Origin of the sequence: Jiangella endophytica, assembly GCF_003427025.1 — a bacterium.
Taxonomy (GTDB): domain Bacteria; phylum Actinomycetota; class Actinomycetes; order Jiangellales; family Jiangellaceae; genus Jiangella; species Jiangella endophytica.
Window position 1 is genome coordinate 22,924 of record NZ_QVAI01000031.1, and the last position, 15,673, is coordinate 38,596.

Below are 15,673 nucleotides of genomic sequence, written 5' to 3' on the forward strand. Positions count from 1 at the left end.
GCCGGTTCCGTCGCCCCGAAGGAGCGTCCTGCAACGTAGAAGTACACCGACCTGGAAGAGGCCCCTAGCCTACCGCGACGGCTCTGTCGCAGCACGCGACAGCAAAGCGACACTGCGGCGACGCGGCCGCGCCGGCGGCCGGCCTCACCCGGGGCCGCCAGGCCCCGTCGGGCAAATGCAAGACGTGTGTAGTACTCCAAGCCGACCGTGGGATGGGCTAACACGTTCCGATTATCGAACATGTGTTCTATTCTCAACTTGTGATCCGATTGAAGTGTCCGCTCGAGCGGTGTGCAGTCCTGGAGTTCCCGGACGACTCGGGATCAGACGTGCTGGCCGGGGCGATGTCCGACCACCTCGCCAAAGACGGGTTCTTCGGCGGCACCTTGGTGAAGCGGCTCGCCGACGTCCGGGTCGTGTCCAGGCAAGCCGGCTCCGTCGATCTGGTCACTCGCATCGACCGGCCGCTGCTCGCGGAAGACGCCGCCGGCCGGCGTCACGCGTTGCCACCCGGCCCTGTGACGGCGGATGGTCGCGGCCCGGCGGCATGCAGTTCGAGCCGCACGGTGAAGCTCGTCCTGTCAGTCGACGGAAGGCCGCTTCGTGCCACCGCTCGGAAGGAACCGGGGACCGTCCAGCCGCAGTGCACGAAATGCCGCCGCCGGATCTGACGGTTGCGGGCCAGGAAGCCATGCGCACAGCGATGGGCCCAGCACCCGCCGTCCGGGTCCTGGGCCCACGCCTTGAGCGTGACGGCTACTCCACTGGTTCGCCGATCACGGCTGAGGTCGCGTCGACGGTCGTCGTGGGCTCAGCTATTGGTGCCTCGACGACGCGATCGTCCTGGCCAACAGGCTCCGTCTCGGCGATCGCGAGCTGCTCGACGTCGGAGAGGGTGTAGCCCCACGCCGCCAGTTGCATCAGGTAGCGGCGAGACCTGCCGGAGGGATTCCGCCAGGTCGACCGCTCGATCGAGGATTCGAGTGCCCCAAGCGCAACGGCCAGAAGGACGTGCACGGTCTTGCTGCGCGACTCCGCAACCATCCGCGCCAGGTATTCACTGGCTGTTCCTACCTCGGCACCGAGCAGAGCCCCCGCCATCGGATGGCCCTTGCTGACCGCACGCTCGATGGCGAAGGATTCCTCCACCAGCACGCTGACCGAGAACGCCACTGCGTCCGTCGGCAGCTTCTTACGGCCCAGCAGCTTGCGGATCCAGGCGCGCCGGACCTTCTCGGCTGACGCCCAGGCCCGATTGTTGGCGACTACGACGCGGCGGCCTTCCTTCTCTTCCTCGGTCATCGGGCCGCGAGCAGTCTTCCCTTGAGCATCGACGTGGCGCAGCCCGTGCTCGCTCCACGCCACGATGACAGGCTCGGCGCTGACTCCACGCCAGCTCTCACCGACCGCGACCGCGTAACCAGGCGTGCCCGCGTGAGTCTCCTCGGTCACCCGTTCGCCGTCGGCAGTCCTGAGCCGGTCGAGGAACGCCACATTCGTGTCGTTCCAGGAAGGCCAGTCGACGACGGTGACGCCCTTGGCCTCGTAATCGGCGCGCAGCCTCGCGAGCTCATCCTTCCTCTCCCTCGCGTCCAGAAGCTCCTGTGCCCTGTGGTCGAACCGGGCAGGATCGGACTTGGCGACCTTGCGCAGTTGCTCGACCGCCTCCGGGTCCTCCTCCAACCGGATCAAGACGGCCGCCTGCTCCAGTGTGATGTCGTAGTCGGCCACGGCCTGGCTGGCCGCCTCATGCCTGGCAACTGTGAGTCCGGCCTCGACAGTCGCGCGCTTCGTCCCGGTCCTACGGGCGATCGTGGCCGCGCTCATGCCTTCAAGGGCGAGCTGCTGCCAAGCGACAGCCTCCTCGGCCGTGGACAGGGCACGCCGGTGGAAGTTGGTGACGTACTGCTCGATGATCCGCGCGGTCTTCTCGTCGCTGACGTCGACGACGAAGGCGGGCAGTTTGTGCTCGGTCTCGCGGGCCGCCATGAGACGGCGTCGTCCGTCGCGAATGAGGATCTTGCCGTCGCTGCCGGTCCGAGCCAGCACGGGCACGAGCACGCCGTGCTGGCGGACGCTGGCGACGAACGCCTTGTCCAGATCGACGTTCCAGCGGATGTTCTCCTCCGGCTCGACCTCATGAGGATCGAGCATCACGAGGGCGGGCACGATCGGCTGGCCGCTCTGGGGCTCGACGGCTTCGGTGGTCTCGGCAGCATGGGTGACGATGGACATCGCCGGTCTCCCTTCGCGCGAGGTCCGGGACGCACCTGGTGCTTGTCCTGTGTTCGGACCCCACTTGCCTTTCGGCAGCTGCCGGTCAGCGGGTCAGGGATGAATGGGCAAGACCGGAGCAGGATATTTCCGCTGCTCACGGGGGCAGGTTCACTCGGGCGGAAATGTGCTGCGGAGGCCTTGCGCAGAAGGGAATGACCCGCACAATCTCACAGCCGAAAGGCACTCCAGGCCCCTCAACGCCGGGCGCTTCAGCCCTGGGGCCGTGGCTCAGGTTGATCCGCTGCCAGGGGTTCCGGACCTGCTCGCCCACCTCTCCGTCGACAGGGATCGCCCGCTCGACACCTGGGAGACGGCGACATGGCAACAAGCAAGGAGCGGGCGGCAGCGCGCGAAGCACGCCTGGCCGAGTACAGCGCCAAGCTCGAGGGCGCGGTCGAGGGCCTGGTCACCGGTGAGGACTGGATGCGCGCGATCCAGTTCGCCGCGAAGTTCCGGTCGCGGTCGTTCGGCAACACCCTGCTGATCTACGTCCAGCACATGCAGGCGTACCTCGAAGGCCGGGTCCCTGAGCCGATACCAACCTTCGTCGCGGGCTTCAGGCAGTGGCAGCATCTCGGCAGGTCTGTCAACGGCGGACAGTCGGGGTACGCGATCCTCGCGCCCGTGACCCGCCGCTTCGCCACCACCAACCCCCTCGATGCGGACTCCTGGCGCCCGCTCGACTTCGGCGAGAAGGCCCGACCTGGTGAGGTCGTCCGGACCAAGGTCGTCGGCGTCAAGCCTGCCTACGTCTGGGACGTCAGTCAGACCTCCGGCGAACCGATCCCGGAGCAGCCGGCGCCGCGGCTGCTGTCCGGGCAGGCGCCGGAGGGGCTCTGGGATGGGCTCGCTGCTCAGGTCGAGACGGCCGGCTACGCCCCCAGCCGGGTGGACGCCGCAGCCATCGACGGCGTCAACGGCCGCACGGACATCCGGAACAGGACGGTTCAGGTTCGGGCCGATCTCGACGAGGCGACCGCCGTCAAGACGCTGGCGCACGAACTGGCCCATGTCGTCCTGCATGCCAGCCCGGATGGAACGAGCAATGTCGCACACCGCGGCATCGCCGAAGTCGAGGCCGAGTCGGTGGCGATGATGATCGGCGCCAGTTACGGCCTCGACACCGCCGAGTACTCCGTGCCGTACGTCTCCACCTGGTCCGATACGGTCGCCGACGCTGAACCCCTGCAGGTCGTCCGCGCGACCGGCGAGCGTGTCCGGAGAACCGCGCTCGCGATCCTCGACCAGCTCCCCGATCCGCCGACCGGTGACGGCCTGCCGCCCGGGCTCGGCTCCCCTGGCTCCTCGGCCACGCCGCAGAACAACGAAACGCCGGCGGGCGGCGTCCATCAGCCCACCGGCGTCCCCGAGCCCGGCGGCGCGCAGTCCCGCACGCCGCCCGCTGCGCGCTGACCTCTCAGCTCCTAGGCGGAGGCATGCGCCTGCCGCGTCGCGGCCTCGACGAGCGAGTCCCCGATGGCTTCGGCCTCGTCCGGCTGGAGGTCCAGCACCACCGACGGACCGTGCCGGGGAACGGCCGTCAGTTCGATCTGACGTCGCCCGGTCTCGGACTCGACGAGGTTCACGCCCAGCATCCACCGGCCACGACCGGCCACCACCGACGTGACGTACTGCCGGTGCGTGCGGTGCTCGCCGGCCTCGTTGCACCACTTGAGGGCGCATTCCTGGTTGGACGTGGTGGCGGTCATCGGGGCAGCTCGCTCTCGTGGGTGAAGAAGTGGCGAACGTGGTCGAGCTCGCTCTTGACGCTGCTGAGCTGGTCGACGGCCTGCTGGTAACTGGACAGGTGTTGTTCGGCGGCGTCGACGGCGCCGGCGGCTCGGTCGAGCAGCTGGTTGCCGGTCTCGGCGACGAGGATGCGCCCGGCCCGCCAGTCGATGTTGCCGCGAAAGCCGAGCACGAGCCCGCCGAGCCGTTCGGTGAGCGCGTCGAGCCGTTCGATGATCTGCTCGTCGGACAGTCCAGGCAGGTACCGCTCCCGGGCGTCGGCGAGTAGCGCCGGGGTCCAGCCGGCCCGCTGCGCAGTGTCGGCGATCTCCGTCAGCTGCCGGGCCAGTGCGCGGGCCTCGCTCGGGGTGAGGGAGACGTCCGCCCGCTGGCCGGAGTCCTCGGGTTCGAGGTGGATGGCGATGGTCGGACCCTCGCCGTCGCGCCAGGCGATGATCTCGCCGACGTCGTCACTGATGAACGGCTGGCGCACGATGATGTCGCGACGCTCTTCTTCTCGATGTGTGCTGACCACGGATCTCCTCCGTTGCTTCGTGCGGATCAGCTCGCGAGCTCGGCTGTGCAACGCATGGACCTGCGATACCGGGTCCACGACGACGTGCGCGTGAATCCGAGCGAGGTCAGGACGGCGTCCCAGTCCGCGACGTCCAGGACAGGCGCCCCGACCGCGCCGCTGGCGACCAGCAGATCCTCCGCCTCGTTGAGCACGAAGATCTGCGCGCCGTCATCGCCTCCGACCGGCTGATCCCAGGCCACGAACTGCTCCTTGCCCATCCGTTCTGGCGGTCTGCTACCGCTCACCGCGCGACACCTCTACGCGAGCTTCGGCACCACCACTCAATCCTCCTGAGGAGGTCCTCACACTCCATGACCGACGTCATCGATCCCCTGGCACCACCAGTCACGCTACGTCTGACACGCACACGAGGCAAGCCCCAGCTTGCCTGCCATGCTCGGTGGGTGCCGATCACGATCGACGGACTCGAGTACATGGACCGAGCGGAGCTCGCCACGTACCTCGGCGTCGAGCAAGACACCATCAGCGCCTGGGCAAGTCGCGGCACGATGCCCAAACCGACTCGCTACGTCGGTCGTTCACCCTTGTGGCTGGTCAGCGAGATCGACGCGTGGAAGGCCGAGAGGCCCGGCAAGGGATGGCGCGGAAGGTGAGCGATCAGCGCTCGCCCGGTACCGCGTAGTAGTCGGCAAGCATCACCGACGGCCATTCGGGTTCGCTGACCTGGCCGCGCGGCCCCATGACGGCGAACCACGGCTTGATGTCCAGAACCGGTGTCCCGTCGATGGCGTCGAGATCTTCGACATGCAGATCGAGGCCGTCCACCTGGATGAGCCGGCACCGGGAGACGCCAAGCCAGTTGAGGCGGCGCATGTTGCGGTGCCCGAACGTGCCGACCTCCGGCCAGTCCGGGTTGTCACGAGGGCGCCGCGCGCCGAGGTTGAGGTCCGCCGGGTCTGTGAGGTGGAAGCGGAACACCACTTCGAGGTGCGAGAAGTCGTCCAGCCCTTTGACGGCGTCGGTGGTGAACCGCGAGCCGTCGATCCGGATGATCGAGCGAGTGCCACCCCAATAGTCGTCGGTCGGCTCGACCCGCCCGCCGACGACGTGCGCAACGGGGACGACCTCGTACGACTCCGTCATGGACACCCTTCCCGCGAGCAAACGAAGCGCCGGCAACGGCCGGCGCTGGCCGGTCAGGACACCGACTCGCTCACCGTATCGAGGTAGTCCGTCGCCCGGGCGTCCAGGTCACGGGCCGCGGGCGCCTTCGCTCGGCGGTACGGGGCTAGGGACGTGCGCATGTCGAGGACGACCTGCCGGGTTCTGCCGGAGTCCACACCGTCCATCGCGTCCAGAGACGACGCCCAGGTCTCGAACGCGGCGTCGACGTCGCCCTGGCGCAACTGCACCGAGCCGAGGTATCCGAGCGTGACCGCATGAGTCCGTGTGAACGCGCTCGCCTTCCGCGTGCGCACGCTTCGGGCGAACTGCTGTTCCGCGCCGGCCAGGTCGCCGAGGTCACGGAGCGTGCAGGCGGTCTCGTGCGCCAGGCTTGCCTCGCCGAAGAAGAACACCCGGGCCGGCTCGGCGTCACGGGATCCGGCGGCGGCAAGGTCGTCCTCGGCGCGGTTCAATGCCGTCGCCGCCTCGGCATCTCGACCAGCACTGGCCAGCGCTCGCGCATGGACGACGCCCAGCAGGGCGCGCTCGCGTGGGGCGGCCATCGCGTACCGCTCGCCGTCGACAGAACCGCCCGCCAACTGCAGGGCGCGTGAGGGCTGGCCGAGATCGACGGCCTGATGGGCCATCGCTCGCAGCACGTGTCCAGCCAGCGGTGCGTCGTCGGCTTCGCCGGCCAGCTGCACCGCGGTACGGAAGTCGCGCCAGGCGACGTCGTGGTCGCCCGCGTCGAAGGCCATCCATCCGGCGAGATAGGCGAGTTCGCCGGCCGCCGAGAACATCGCGCTCCGCACTCGATCATCGTGGAAGGTGCCGTCGAGGAGGGGCGCGACCTGGGCGGTGAAGTACTGGACTGCGGCCGAACGCGCGTGCCCGCCGCCCCGCCGCTGATCCATCCGGGAGAACAGGCCGACCATGTCGAGGACGGCGTCGACCTCGCCCTTGCCGATCCGTGACCGGCCCGATGGCCCTCCGAGCATGCCGCGCCCGGCGCCGGGAAGGGCGACGGCAGCGGCACCGAGCGCAAGGGCACCCAGCGCCTGCCTGCGCTCGATCTCCACGTCGATGCTCCCAACGTTCGCCGTCTCGTCCGCCGACACCGGCAGACTACTGAGCAGCCCTGGATCGGCCGGCATCAGCACGACGCGGCCTTCGACGAGGACGGGGACGACCACGGACGGCGTCGACCCGGCCGCCGGCGGCACGCCGCCCACGGGTTCGACCAACTCGGCGAAGCGATCGCGGGCATCCAGCACGGACCTGCTCAACGCGACGTCGAGCAACTCCTGATTGTCCGGAGTCAGAGTGATGTCGGCGCCACGGCTCTCCCACTTCGACACCGTGCGGATCGCAACCCCGAGGTGCTCGGCGAATGCGCGCACGCTCATGCGGAGGGCATGCCGCAGTGCCCTCGTCTCGACCCCGGTCCAACGCTGCACAGTCATCTGACACCACGCTTACACCGTGACACTCGGTCACTGAGGTAGTGAACTGAGCCACAGTACGCGGCGCGTCAGATCGGCACAAGGCATCACGACGTCACGTGGTCGTCGGGCGTCGGCGGGTCGAGCCAGACGATCTCCGAATCGCCTCCATGTCCATGGATCCGCTCGATGTCGCCCACAGACGCGAAGACGGTCACGGAGCGGACCGCGCCGCTGCACCAGGCCAAGGTCGCCTCTCCGCTCGGGTACCACGTGCCGAAGGCGACGACACCGACGCCGGAAACGCCGGAGCGGTCACGATGGCGTTGCAGGGCGAACCGCCGCGGAGCCGGACCGAGGTTCACTCGTCCGGCCCAGCTTCGGTGTACCGGCCGTCCCAGACCGGCAGTGCGACGGCGGCCGCGACGCCGACCGGCCGCAGCCGGTCGCCGTCACGCTCGACGGGACGAGCCAGCCAGCAGTGTGCCTGCGCATTCCACAGCAGCACGTATTCGGTATCGCGACGCAACATGGTCACTCTCCAGCCGAATCGGCGATGAGCGGGTCCTGTGCACCCCACGTTCGAATCCGATCCTGCGCCTAAGCGTGTGCAGGCCCAATGAACCACCGTGGCACCGCCGGTGTACCGGCGATCCCAGGGCCACCCCTCATCAGTGGCCACGCCCGGATCATCCGAGCCGCGCGCACGTCGACCGGTTCCACACCGGTGCAGTGCGGATTCATTGGAGCGAGGCGCGCTGAGGGAGACGTTTGAAGGTGGCCCCGATGGCGGCGGCGCAGAGAGCGCCCGCCGGCTTCGGGCGCCAGCTGAATTGCAGGGCGGCGAAGTCATCGCACCCGGCAGCCGATGACTATAGGTAGCGTCGGGCGGTCGGTCAAGCGCTGGACGACGCGGCCGCGGGGGCGTGTGCTCGTGTCGCAGCAGGTCGGCGGCGCGGATCGGTTGGCGTACCTCCTGGTCAGAGGGCCACAGGAACTGAGTGTGCCTGCGACGGAGGAGGTCCGAGGCATGTCCGACAACCCGTTCCTCGACGCTGCCCTGGCGGCAGCCGATCGGGGGTGGAGGGTCTTCCCGATCAGAAGCGGCGGCAAGCGTCCGGCGTTCGAACGATGGCAGCAACTCGCGACGACGGATCATGAGCAGCTCCGCTCTTGGTGGCGCGCCGCCGATCGCTGGAACATCGGCATCGCGACCGGCGAATCTGGGCTGCTCGTGGTCGACCTCGATCCGGCACACGGAGCAACGGCGCCCATGCGGTTCAGAGGCGCCCAGCATGGATCCGACGTCCTGGCGATGCTCGCGGCTGATGCCGGCGCCGAACCGCCGACGGACACCTATACGGTCACCACGCCGAGCGGTGGCCGGCACCTGTACTTCCGGGCGCCGGGCGGCGGCGCGCATCGGACGACCATCGGCACACTGGGCTGGCGGATCGATACCCGCGGCCGCGGAGGCTGCGTCGTCGGCGCGGGTTCGTCGCGCGCGGGCGGATCGTACGACCTGGCGCTCGAGCGTCCGGTCGCTGAGCCGCCTGCTTGGCTCGTCCGCGCCCTCACCCCGCCTCCCCCACCGACGCCGGGGCCACCGCTACGACTCTCGGCCACCCAGGCCGGCAGGTATGTCCAGGCGATCGTGGCGAGCGTGACCGCAGACGTGGAGTCGGCCCAGCCCGGCTATCGCCACGACGTGGTCCTCAGGGCGGCGCGGACCTTCGGCCGCCTGGTGGGCGGCGGCGAACTCGACGCGATTACCGCACGGCAAGCGCTGCTGCAGGCCGCAGCCGTACACGTCGGCGTCGAGGGCTGGACGGCCAGGGAGAGTGAGCGGACGATCGATGACGGCCTCGCCTACGGGATCCGGCTACCACGCTCGATCAGCGGGGCCGCCGCCCCCGTTACGCCGGACGCACGCGAAGGCGTCGGCCGATGACGGCGGCCGACGACGGCGCTGAACCCGAGGCGGTTCCGGGCTGGGTGGCCGGTACCGCCGTGGCGGGCACGGTGGCGATCGCGCTGGGTGCGTTCTGGTTGTCCTTCACCTCGCTCACCGATCTCGCGCGCCGGTCGGGGATCGACAGCAGCCAGGCCTGGGCGTGGCCGCTCATCGTCGACGGCATCATCGTCGTCGCGACGATCTCGGTGGTCGCGCTGCACGAGCACGGGCGCAAGGCCACCCGGTATCCGTGGTCGTTGCTGCTGGCAGGCGCAGCTGTCTCGGTGACGGCGAACTCGGTCGATGCGGTGGTGTCAGCCGAGGCGTCGGTGCCGCCGGTGGTGGCCGCCGCGGTCTCGGCAGTGCCGCCGCTCGTCCTCCTGGCGATCACCCACCTGACCGTCGAGCTCACGCGGCGCACCCGGTCCGGCCCGGCGACGTTCGAGCGTGTCTCCCCAGAGCTAGCGGCCGACCCGAGGCAAGCGGCACGTCGCCTGCGCGCCGACGGCGGCTCGTACCGCGGGATCGCCGCCGAGCTCGGCGTGCATCCCTCGACGGTCGGCCGATGGCTCAACCGACCCGAGACACCCGGCCCAGAGGAATCGGGAGCGCTGGTGCACCTCACCGCCAGGGAGGGAGCACGCGTATGAGAAGTCAGAACACAGGATCGGCCTCGCTCGAGGCGGACGTCGAGCAGTTCATCAGCACGCCAGAAGGACTACGAGCCGTCCTGACGGTCATCGATCGGCTCGGGCCGGAGGGATGGCAGATGCCCGCCGTCGAGGTGTTGATGAGGGTCGCCGCGCGCCGGTACACGCCGGTGGCCCGCGCCTGGAGGAGGCCACCGGAGGACGCTGCCCATGCCGCGTGGCTGGCGATGCGCGGCCGCTCCGCCCGCACCGCCGACGACCCGTGGGGCGTGGTGACCCGGGCGGTGGAACTGTCGATGCAGGCCGAAGCGTATGGCGAGCGGTTGTTGATCTCTCCGGAAAAGGCACGCCGACCCAAGTTCCGTCCCAGCGAAGCACCGGTCCGCGCCGGCGAGCACGAAGAGTTCCTGTACGACGTGATCTCCACCGACGGCGAGGAGGGTCGCGGCGACGGCATCGATCGTCTTGTCGCCACGATCGCGGCACTCCTCGTGGTCGCCGGGTGGAATCACCACGACGCCCGCTGGGCGGTGGAGTACGTCGCTTCACGCACGGCCGACCTGGGATCACAGGAGTCGGCGCGAGACGTGCTGCGCCGCGACGGCGTGATCCGCCTGCGCTTGGGACTGCGGCAACGCGCGTGGACACGACTGCTCGGGCTCCTCATCGGCTCGCGCCCCGGGGCCGCGCCCGCCGGGCAACTGGGAGTGCTGGAACGGGTGTTGCTCGGAGACACGCTCACCGACCTACTGGCCGACGTCGAGCTGGTAGAGCTGGCCCGGCGGATCCGAGACGAGCCCGGCGATGGCTGACGGGTACGTCCTGCGGCACGCCGTCGACGGGATCCAGGTCGGCCGCGCCTACCGGACGGATCTCGGCGATGTCGACGGGCTCGCGGAGTCGATCAGGACCGTCGGCCTGCTGCACCCGATCGTCGTGAGCAAGGCCGGCTGGCTGATCTCCGGTCTGCGGCGGCTCGAAGCGGTGCGTCGGCTCGGGTGGCGCGAGGTGGACGTGTGGGTGGCTGCGAAGGTGTCTGACGATCTGCAGCGCGCGCTCGCCGTGCGCGACGAGAACAGCCTGCGCAAGGGGCTCAACCCGATCGAGGCCGCCACGCTCTACGGCGAGCTCAAAGTGCTCTACGCCGAGGAAGCCGGCCGGCGCCAGGCGAGCACGCGTTTCGGCGCCCCGAAGAGTGGCTCCACCGGTTCCGTCGATTCGACGGAACCGTTGGACGCCCGGGTCCAGGCAGCCCGCGCGATCACCGGCCGCGACTCGCACGGCATGCTCGACCAGGTCCTCGAGCTGCAGCGCCTGGTCGACGACGACACCACGCCCGCCTGGCTACGGGCGCAGGTCGAGGACGGTCTCGCCGGGATCAACGTCGACGGCAAGGTCAACGGCCGCTATCTGGCCATCACGACCGCCCAGGGACGCCATGAACTCGAACAGGCCGCGAACGACGACACTCAGCCCGCGGCGGCGCGCGACGCCGCGAGAGACGAGCTCGACCGGCTGGCGGGCCTGCGCCATCCGCAGGCCGCTGCTCAGGCCGCGAAACGGGCGACCGAACGCGTCCGCAAGGCGGCGGGGCAGGTGAGCAGCCGCGCCACAGCCGAGGCCGCCGCCCTCGTGAAGCGGTTCACGGCCGGTGTGAGGAAGCACTACGGCTGGTGGGACCTCGTCGACCCACGCACCGTCGCCGAGCACCTGAGCGACGAGCAGTGGGAGCTCCTGACGTCGTCCTGGGTGGCGACCCAGCAGTTCATGGGCGAGGCGATCACCGCACGAGAACAGCGGGATTCCGAGGCGGGCGGCTGAGCGCACCTCCCGGGTGAACCCTCAGACGCACCCCTCATCGAGGAGACACCCAGGTGATCACCAGCCCCCAGCACTGGACCGCACGCCGCCGGCTCGTCGCCGCCATCGCCGGCGTTATGGCACTCGCCGCCGTCGTGGTCGTCGGCCTGTACGGGCTGGCCGGCGACCCCGAGCCGGAGGCCGGGCCGCCGGCGACGCTCGATCCGGTAGGACCGCTCCCCCAGACCCCCGCGACCGGTGATCCGACCGACTCGCCGCAGGCGGCGCCGGATCTTCCGGTCCTGCCGGAGACCGGCGATGCCGTGCCCTACGCCCGCGAGGTCGCGAACGCGCTGTTCACGTGGGACACGATGTCAGGGCTCACCCCGCGCGACTACGCCAACGTCCTGATCGCCGACTCCGACCCGTCCGGCGTCGAGACCAGCGGCCTCCTCACGGACGTCGCGACCTACCTGCCGGCCGACGACGTCTGGCGCCAGCTGCGCCAGTACGAGACCAGGCAGTGGCTCGAGGTCTACGGCATCCAGGTGCCCAGCTCGTGGGGCCAGATCGTTGCCGAGTCGCGCGGCCAGATTCCCGAAGGGACCACCGCCGTGACCGTCCGCGCCTTCCGTCACCGCGAAGGCGTCTGGGACGGCCAACAGGACGCCACACGGGAGAAGGTGACGTTCACGGTCTTCGTCGGCTGCCCGCCGCGGTTCGACGAGCGCTGCTACCTGCTGCGGCTGTCCGAACTCGACAACCCGCTCTGACAACCCGCCCATGCTGAAGAAGACCTTGCTCGCTCTGGCGGCCGGGCTCGTGCTGCTGGCCCCGACGATCGGGCTGCTCGCCGTCGCAGCGCTCATGAACCCCGCCGGCCAGTCCGCCGGGGGCTGCGCCGAGCCTCCGGGCAGCCCGTCCGGCGACCTCGCCGACGACGCACCCGTGCCCGATGCCGCCCGCCCCTGGATCGCGATCGCCACCCAGGCATGTGCCGACCTGCCCGAGACCTGGGTGGCCGCGGTCATGGCACAGGAGTCCTCGTTCCGGCCAGACGTCTTCGCCATGGACGTCAACGGCGGCACCTGGGGACTGTTCCAGATCAACCAGCACATCTGGCGCACCGTCTACGGCGACTGGGACACCGACCGCAACGGCAACGGCATCTGGGACATCCGCGAACCGGAGACCCACGCCGAGTACGGCGCCCGCTACCTCTGCGACCTCCTCGACGACGTCCGAGCGACCCGCGCCGCCCACCCGGACTGGCCGTCGACGGTCGAGCTCACCGAACTCGAAGCGCTCGTCATCGCCCACAACGCCGGCCCCGGCCGGCTCTCCACCTACCCCGACATCCCGGCCGTCACTCGGGAGTACCTGGACAACGTCCGGGAGCGGATGCGGGAGTGGGCCACGCCGGCGGCGCCCGCGCCGACTCGCGCTACCTCGGCCACACCGGAGGCGTCACCACCCGGCGGCGAGGTGTGCAAGCCGGACGCTCCCGGGTCGGTGGGCGAGTTGCCGCCACCGCCGGCGCCGTTCGCCGGCGTCCCGGGCGGCTTCATCCCCGATCCGACCAGCTCCGGGCTCATCACCCGCCAGCTGCTGCATCTGATCGCCGAGACCAGACGCGCATTCCCCGAGACCGGCTGGGCCTGCTGGTCACCACGCCCCGGCACCAGCTCCGAACACCCCGTCGGGCGCGCCTGCGACGTCACCTTCGGCAATCAGATCGGCACGTTTCCCACCGACGTTCAGGTCGCCGAGGGCTGGCTCATGGCTACCTGGCTCCAGCAGCACGCTGCTGCCCTCCGGGTCGAATACCTCATCTGGCAAGGCCTCATCTGGTCACTCGCCCGCGACGACGAAGGCTGGCGCCCCTACGACGGCGGCGGCATGCACGACCCCAACTCCCCCACCGGCGGCCACTACGACCACCTCCACATCACGGTCTTCTGAACAAGATGAAAGGCAAAGTCGGCTGGTCGCCGAACCTCGTGCACGCCGCGATACCGTTGCTCCGTCTTCCCCATGCGCGCGATCGGGACCCGGCGGACGGCGCTCCGCTCGCCCTGCACTCTATTCCCGGCAACAGTGACTGCTACTCACCACGGACAACGCCAGAGACGGCCCGCACGCTGCGGAAACGTCCGCCATTCGCGTGCGGACCGTCCAGACATCTGCGCGGTTCGATCGCAGGAAGATCGTCGTCGACTTAACGGCGCTTCAGTCAGCCCGTGAGCGGGACAATTCCCCAAAGGCCGTATGCGGTATGGATCGACGTAAACACGGCCTCGCATGGCCCGGTCGGCTGATTCGGACGTGTCGCACCACTCTGGATTCCGACCGCACGGGACCCCCCGGACACACCCTTGATCCATGGACCGCCGCTATCCCCAATAAATACGCACGGCCCGGAAGAGTCGGCGACATGCACCAGTGGATACACCCAGGCACCACCGATAGTCGCCGAAACATCCACATCGACGACGTCCCAACCGCAGTTGTTTCCGCCATTGGCACCACTTAGACACAGATTCGTTTCAGTCGTCGAGGGAAAGTCCGTATTGAAAGACTTGATCGTGCTGTACGCCGTGGCTCGCCTGCCGCCCCAAAAAATTGTTGGGTCACCAGCATCAATTGGCCAAACCGTCAGATCCCCGTAGTAGTGGCCATTGATAGCCCATGACGCACCGCTCGAGTTTAGCGTGTTCGTCGCCCCACTAGCAGAGCCCAGCAGGTTCGCCCATACAGAGCCGTCGCCGACCAGGCTGTAGGCGGCATTGTATGACGCCGGTCCGCTTGTGCCGATACAGTGGCCCGCCGTGAGCATATACTGCACGTTGTTACTCACTCGACGCATCGCGAACCCACTGGTGCAGCTCGCTTCGCTATAGGGGAAATTCAGCGGCGCGTAGCCAGCGCCCCCGCTGTACGGATAGCGATCCTTCCACCTGTCAGGGCCCAAGGTGGGCTCAAAACGTTGCCCCTGCCGAAAGCGGACGTCGTCGCCAAACACGACCCGAGCAGCATTAACCGAGTCTTCATCTACCTCAGTGAGACTGATGATGAGCCTGTTCTCTTCAGGATCCACCGTGGCGCCGACCACCGATGCGCCAGCGAAATCCATCTTCGGCAGTCGCGGATCCAGCACCTCTCGCATTAGCTCCTGGCTACTATGGTCGACCTCACGGATCCGAATCGGCGCCGAGGCGTTGGTGACGAGCTCGTTGAGGTCCTCACCGACGACGCGCTCCCACCCGGCCGTTACGTTCACAACCACCGTACCGTCTGGATCGAAATGATTCTTGCCCCAGATTTCCATGTGGTCATCCAGCATCGCACTCGCGTCTTCGAAGATTGACAATTGCTCTTGCCCGGCACTGACCTTCACTGAGGATGACGGCGCCACCACGAGGCGCTCCCAATCATCTTCAGAAACGCTGGAGCCCGAGGCCTGGGGAATCGCCACGGCCGCCGTAAGCGGCACTACAAGAGCAATGGCCGCACCGATGAGACGCTTCTTCAACGGAATCACACAGACCCCCCCATGTCAGTCCAGACCTATGCAAGGAGTGTCATATCACGTACTTGGATATGTCAACCCCTTGATCATCATGTGGCCGGATTTGTCCCACTCGCATCCTAAGTAGGGATGATCTATAATCCGCGGCAGGGCCGCTCGGCGGTCGGGCGGGCAGCCTCGCCCCGGGTCCTTCCTGCGTTCGAGCCGCGTGTCCGAGGCTGATCGTGTGTCGATCTGTAGCGAACCGCGGTGCGGCGCACCCACCTCTCGTGCATGCATCACAGCAAGCAATCGGTCACACCGTTGCAGCCACTGTCATTCGTTGACATTTCTCCGAACGACGATGGGCTACCCGGGATCGCCGCGCTGCGGGACATCGTCGGCGCGGGGATGACGATCGGGTTGATCCTGTCGGTGCTGGCGCTGATCGTCGCGGCGGTGATCTGGGGGTTCGGCGCGAACTCGTCGAACCCCCACCTGGCCAGCCGTGGGAAGACCGGTGTCCTGGTGGCGTGTGGCGCGGCGATCCTGTGCGGCGCCGCAGTCACGCTCGTGAATTTCTTCTGGGACGTCGGGCAGGGCATCTCCTGA

Annotated in this window: 18 protein-coding genes; 10 read left to right on the top strand and 8 right to left on the bottom strand. The window is 68.6% G+C overall.

Features of this window, described 5'->3' with window-relative positions:
• The first annotated feature begins 260 nt into the window (after positions 1-260).
• Positions 261-671, top strand: coding sequence for a hypothetical protein (locus DZA62_RS33515; RefSeq protein ID WP_157988074.1), 411 nt, complete (start codon positions 261-263; stop codon positions 669-671).
• Positions 672-756: 85 nt separating this feature from the next.
• Here the strand turns inward: DZA62_RS33515 and DZA62_RS33520 are convergent, their stop codons facing one another.
• On the bottom strand, positions 757-2,235 hold the full coding sequence (locus DZA62_RS33520; RefSeq protein ID WP_116953324.1) for a ParB/RepB/Spo0J family partition protein: 1,479 nt from the start codon (positions 2,233-2,235) through the stop codon (positions 757-759).
• A gap of 465 nt (positions 2,236-2,700) precedes the next feature.
• Between DZA62_RS33520 and DZA62_RS33525 the strand changes: the two genes are divergently transcribed.
• On the top strand, positions 2,701-3,690 hold the full coding sequence (locus DZA62_RS33525; protein WP_232827675.1) for an ArdC-like ssDNA-binding domain-containing protein: 990 nt from the start codon (positions 2,701-2,703) through the stop codon (positions 3,688-3,690).
• 11 nt (positions 3,691-3,701) lie between these two features.
• Here DZA62_RS33525 and DZA62_RS33530 read toward each other — a convergent pair whose 3' ends face one another.
• From DZA62_RS33530 to DZA62_RS33540, 3 genes are read right to left on the bottom strand one after another with little or no spacing between them, the layout of a single operon-like run.
• Positions 3,702-3,986: a hypothetical protein gene (locus tag DZA62_RS33530; protein WP_116953326.1), complete on the bottom strand. Its 285-nt coding sequence runs from the start codon at positions 3,984-3,986 to the stop codon at positions 3,702-3,704.
• The gene (locus DZA62_RS33535; protein ID WP_157988075.1) at positions 3,983-4,540 is read right to left on the bottom strand and encodes a hypothetical protein; all 558 of its coding nucleotides are present in this window, start codon (positions 4,538-4,540) and stop codon (positions 3,983-3,985) included. Before DZA62_RS33535 ends, DZA62_RS33530 begins: the two co-directional genes overlap by 4 nt.
• Before the next feature lie 26 nt (positions 4,541-4,566).
• A complete protein-coding gene (locus tag DZA62_RS33540) occupies positions 4,567-4,827 on the bottom strand; it encodes a hypothetical protein (RefSeq protein ID WP_157988076.1) in 261 nt (86 codons plus the stop codon).
• A 66-nt stretch (positions 4,828-4,893) separates the two neighbouring features.
• Here DZA62_RS33540 and DZA62_RS33545 point away from each other — a divergent pair, with 66 nt between their 5' ends.
• Positions 4,894-5,196, top strand: a complete 303-nt coding sequence (locus DZA62_RS33545; protein WP_157988077.1) for a helix-turn-helix transcriptional regulator — start codon at positions 4,894-4,896, stop codon at positions 5,194-5,196.
• A 4-nt stretch (positions 5,197-5,200) separates the two neighbouring features.
• On the opposite strand, the gene DZA62_RS33550 is transcribed toward DZA62_RS33545, so the two are convergent.
• From DZA62_RS33550 to DZA62_RS36120, 3 genes are all read right to left on the bottom strand, one after another.
• Positions 5,201-5,686 (bottom strand): SAM-dependent methyltransferase, encoded by a 486-nt coding sequence (locus DZA62_RS33550; protein WP_116953330.1) that lies wholly within the window; start codon positions 5,684-5,686, stop codon positions 5,201-5,203.
• Positions 5,687-5,739: 53 nt separating this feature from the next.
• Positions 5,740-6,861: a tetratricopeptide repeat protein gene (locus tag DZA62_RS33555; RefSeq protein ID WP_408620189.1), complete on the bottom strand. Its 1,122-nt coding sequence runs from the start codon at positions 6,859-6,861 to the stop codon at positions 5,740-5,742.
• A 649-nt stretch (positions 6,862-7,510) separates the two neighbouring features.
• Positions 7,511-7,681, bottom strand: a complete 171-nt coding sequence (locus DZA62_RS36120) for a hypothetical protein (RefSeq protein WP_157988079.1) — start codon at positions 7,679-7,681, stop codon at positions 7,511-7,513.
• A 498-nt stretch (positions 7,682-8,179) separates the two neighbouring features.
• On the opposite strand from DZA62_RS36120, the gene DZA62_RS33565 reads away from it, so the two are divergent.
• The 6 genes from DZA62_RS33565 (at position 8,180) to DZA62_RS33590 (ending at position 13,515) form a co-directional block, all read left to right on the top strand.
• Complete coding sequence (locus tag DZA62_RS33565; protein ID WP_116953353.1) at positions 8,180-9,100, top strand: bifunctional DNA primase/polymerase; 921 nt, start codon at positions 8,180-8,182, stop codon at positions 9,098-9,100.
• The gene (locus DZA62_RS33570; RefSeq protein WP_116953333.1) at positions 9,097-9,753 is read left to right on the top strand and encodes a DUF2637 domain-containing protein; all 657 of its coding nucleotides are present in this window, start codon (positions 9,097-9,099) and stop codon (positions 9,751-9,753) included. The genes DZA62_RS33565 and DZA62_RS33570 overlap by 4 nt, the downstream gene beginning before the upstream one ends.
• Positions 9,754-9,872: 119 nt before the next feature.
• Complete coding sequence (locus DZA62_RS33575; protein ID WP_116953334.1) at positions 9,873-10,565, top strand: hypothetical protein; 693 nt, start codon at positions 9,873-9,875, stop codon at positions 10,563-10,565.
• 124 nt (positions 10,566-10,689) lie between these two features.
• The gene (locus tag DZA62_RS33580; protein WP_456298832.1) at positions 10,690-11,574 is read left to right on the top strand and encodes a ParB N-terminal domain-containing protein; all 885 of its coding nucleotides are present in this window, start codon (positions 10,690-10,692) and stop codon (positions 11,572-11,574) included.
• Between the two features lie 53 nt (positions 11,575-11,627).
• Complete coding sequence (locus DZA62_RS33585; protein ID WP_116953336.1) at positions 11,628-12,326, top strand: hypothetical protein; 699 nt, start codon at positions 11,628-11,630, stop codon at positions 12,324-12,326.
• A gap of 10 nt (positions 12,327-12,336) precedes the next feature.
• Complete coding sequence (locus DZA62_RS33590) at positions 12,337-13,515, top strand: lytic transglycosylase domain-containing protein (RefSeq protein ID WP_116953337.1); 1,179 nt, start codon at positions 12,337-12,339, stop codon at positions 13,513-13,515.
• 271 nt (positions 13,516-13,786) lie between these two features.
• On the opposite strand, the gene DZA62_RS36125 is transcribed toward DZA62_RS33590, so the two are convergent.
• Positions 13,787-15,094 carry a chymotrypsin family serine protease gene (locus tag DZA62_RS36125; RefSeq protein WP_157988080.1) on the bottom strand — a complete coding sequence of 436 codons (1,308 nt, stop codon included), beginning with the start codon at positions 15,092-15,094 and terminating at the stop codon, positions 13,787-13,789.
• Positions 15,095-15,355: 261 nt separating this feature from the next.
• Here DZA62_RS36125 and DZA62_RS33595 point away from each other — a divergent pair, with 261 nt between their 5' ends.
• On the top strand, positions 15,356-15,673 hold the full coding sequence (locus tag DZA62_RS33595) for a DUF6112 family protein (protein ID WP_116953354.1): 318 nt from the start codon (positions 15,356-15,358) through the stop codon (positions 15,671-15,673).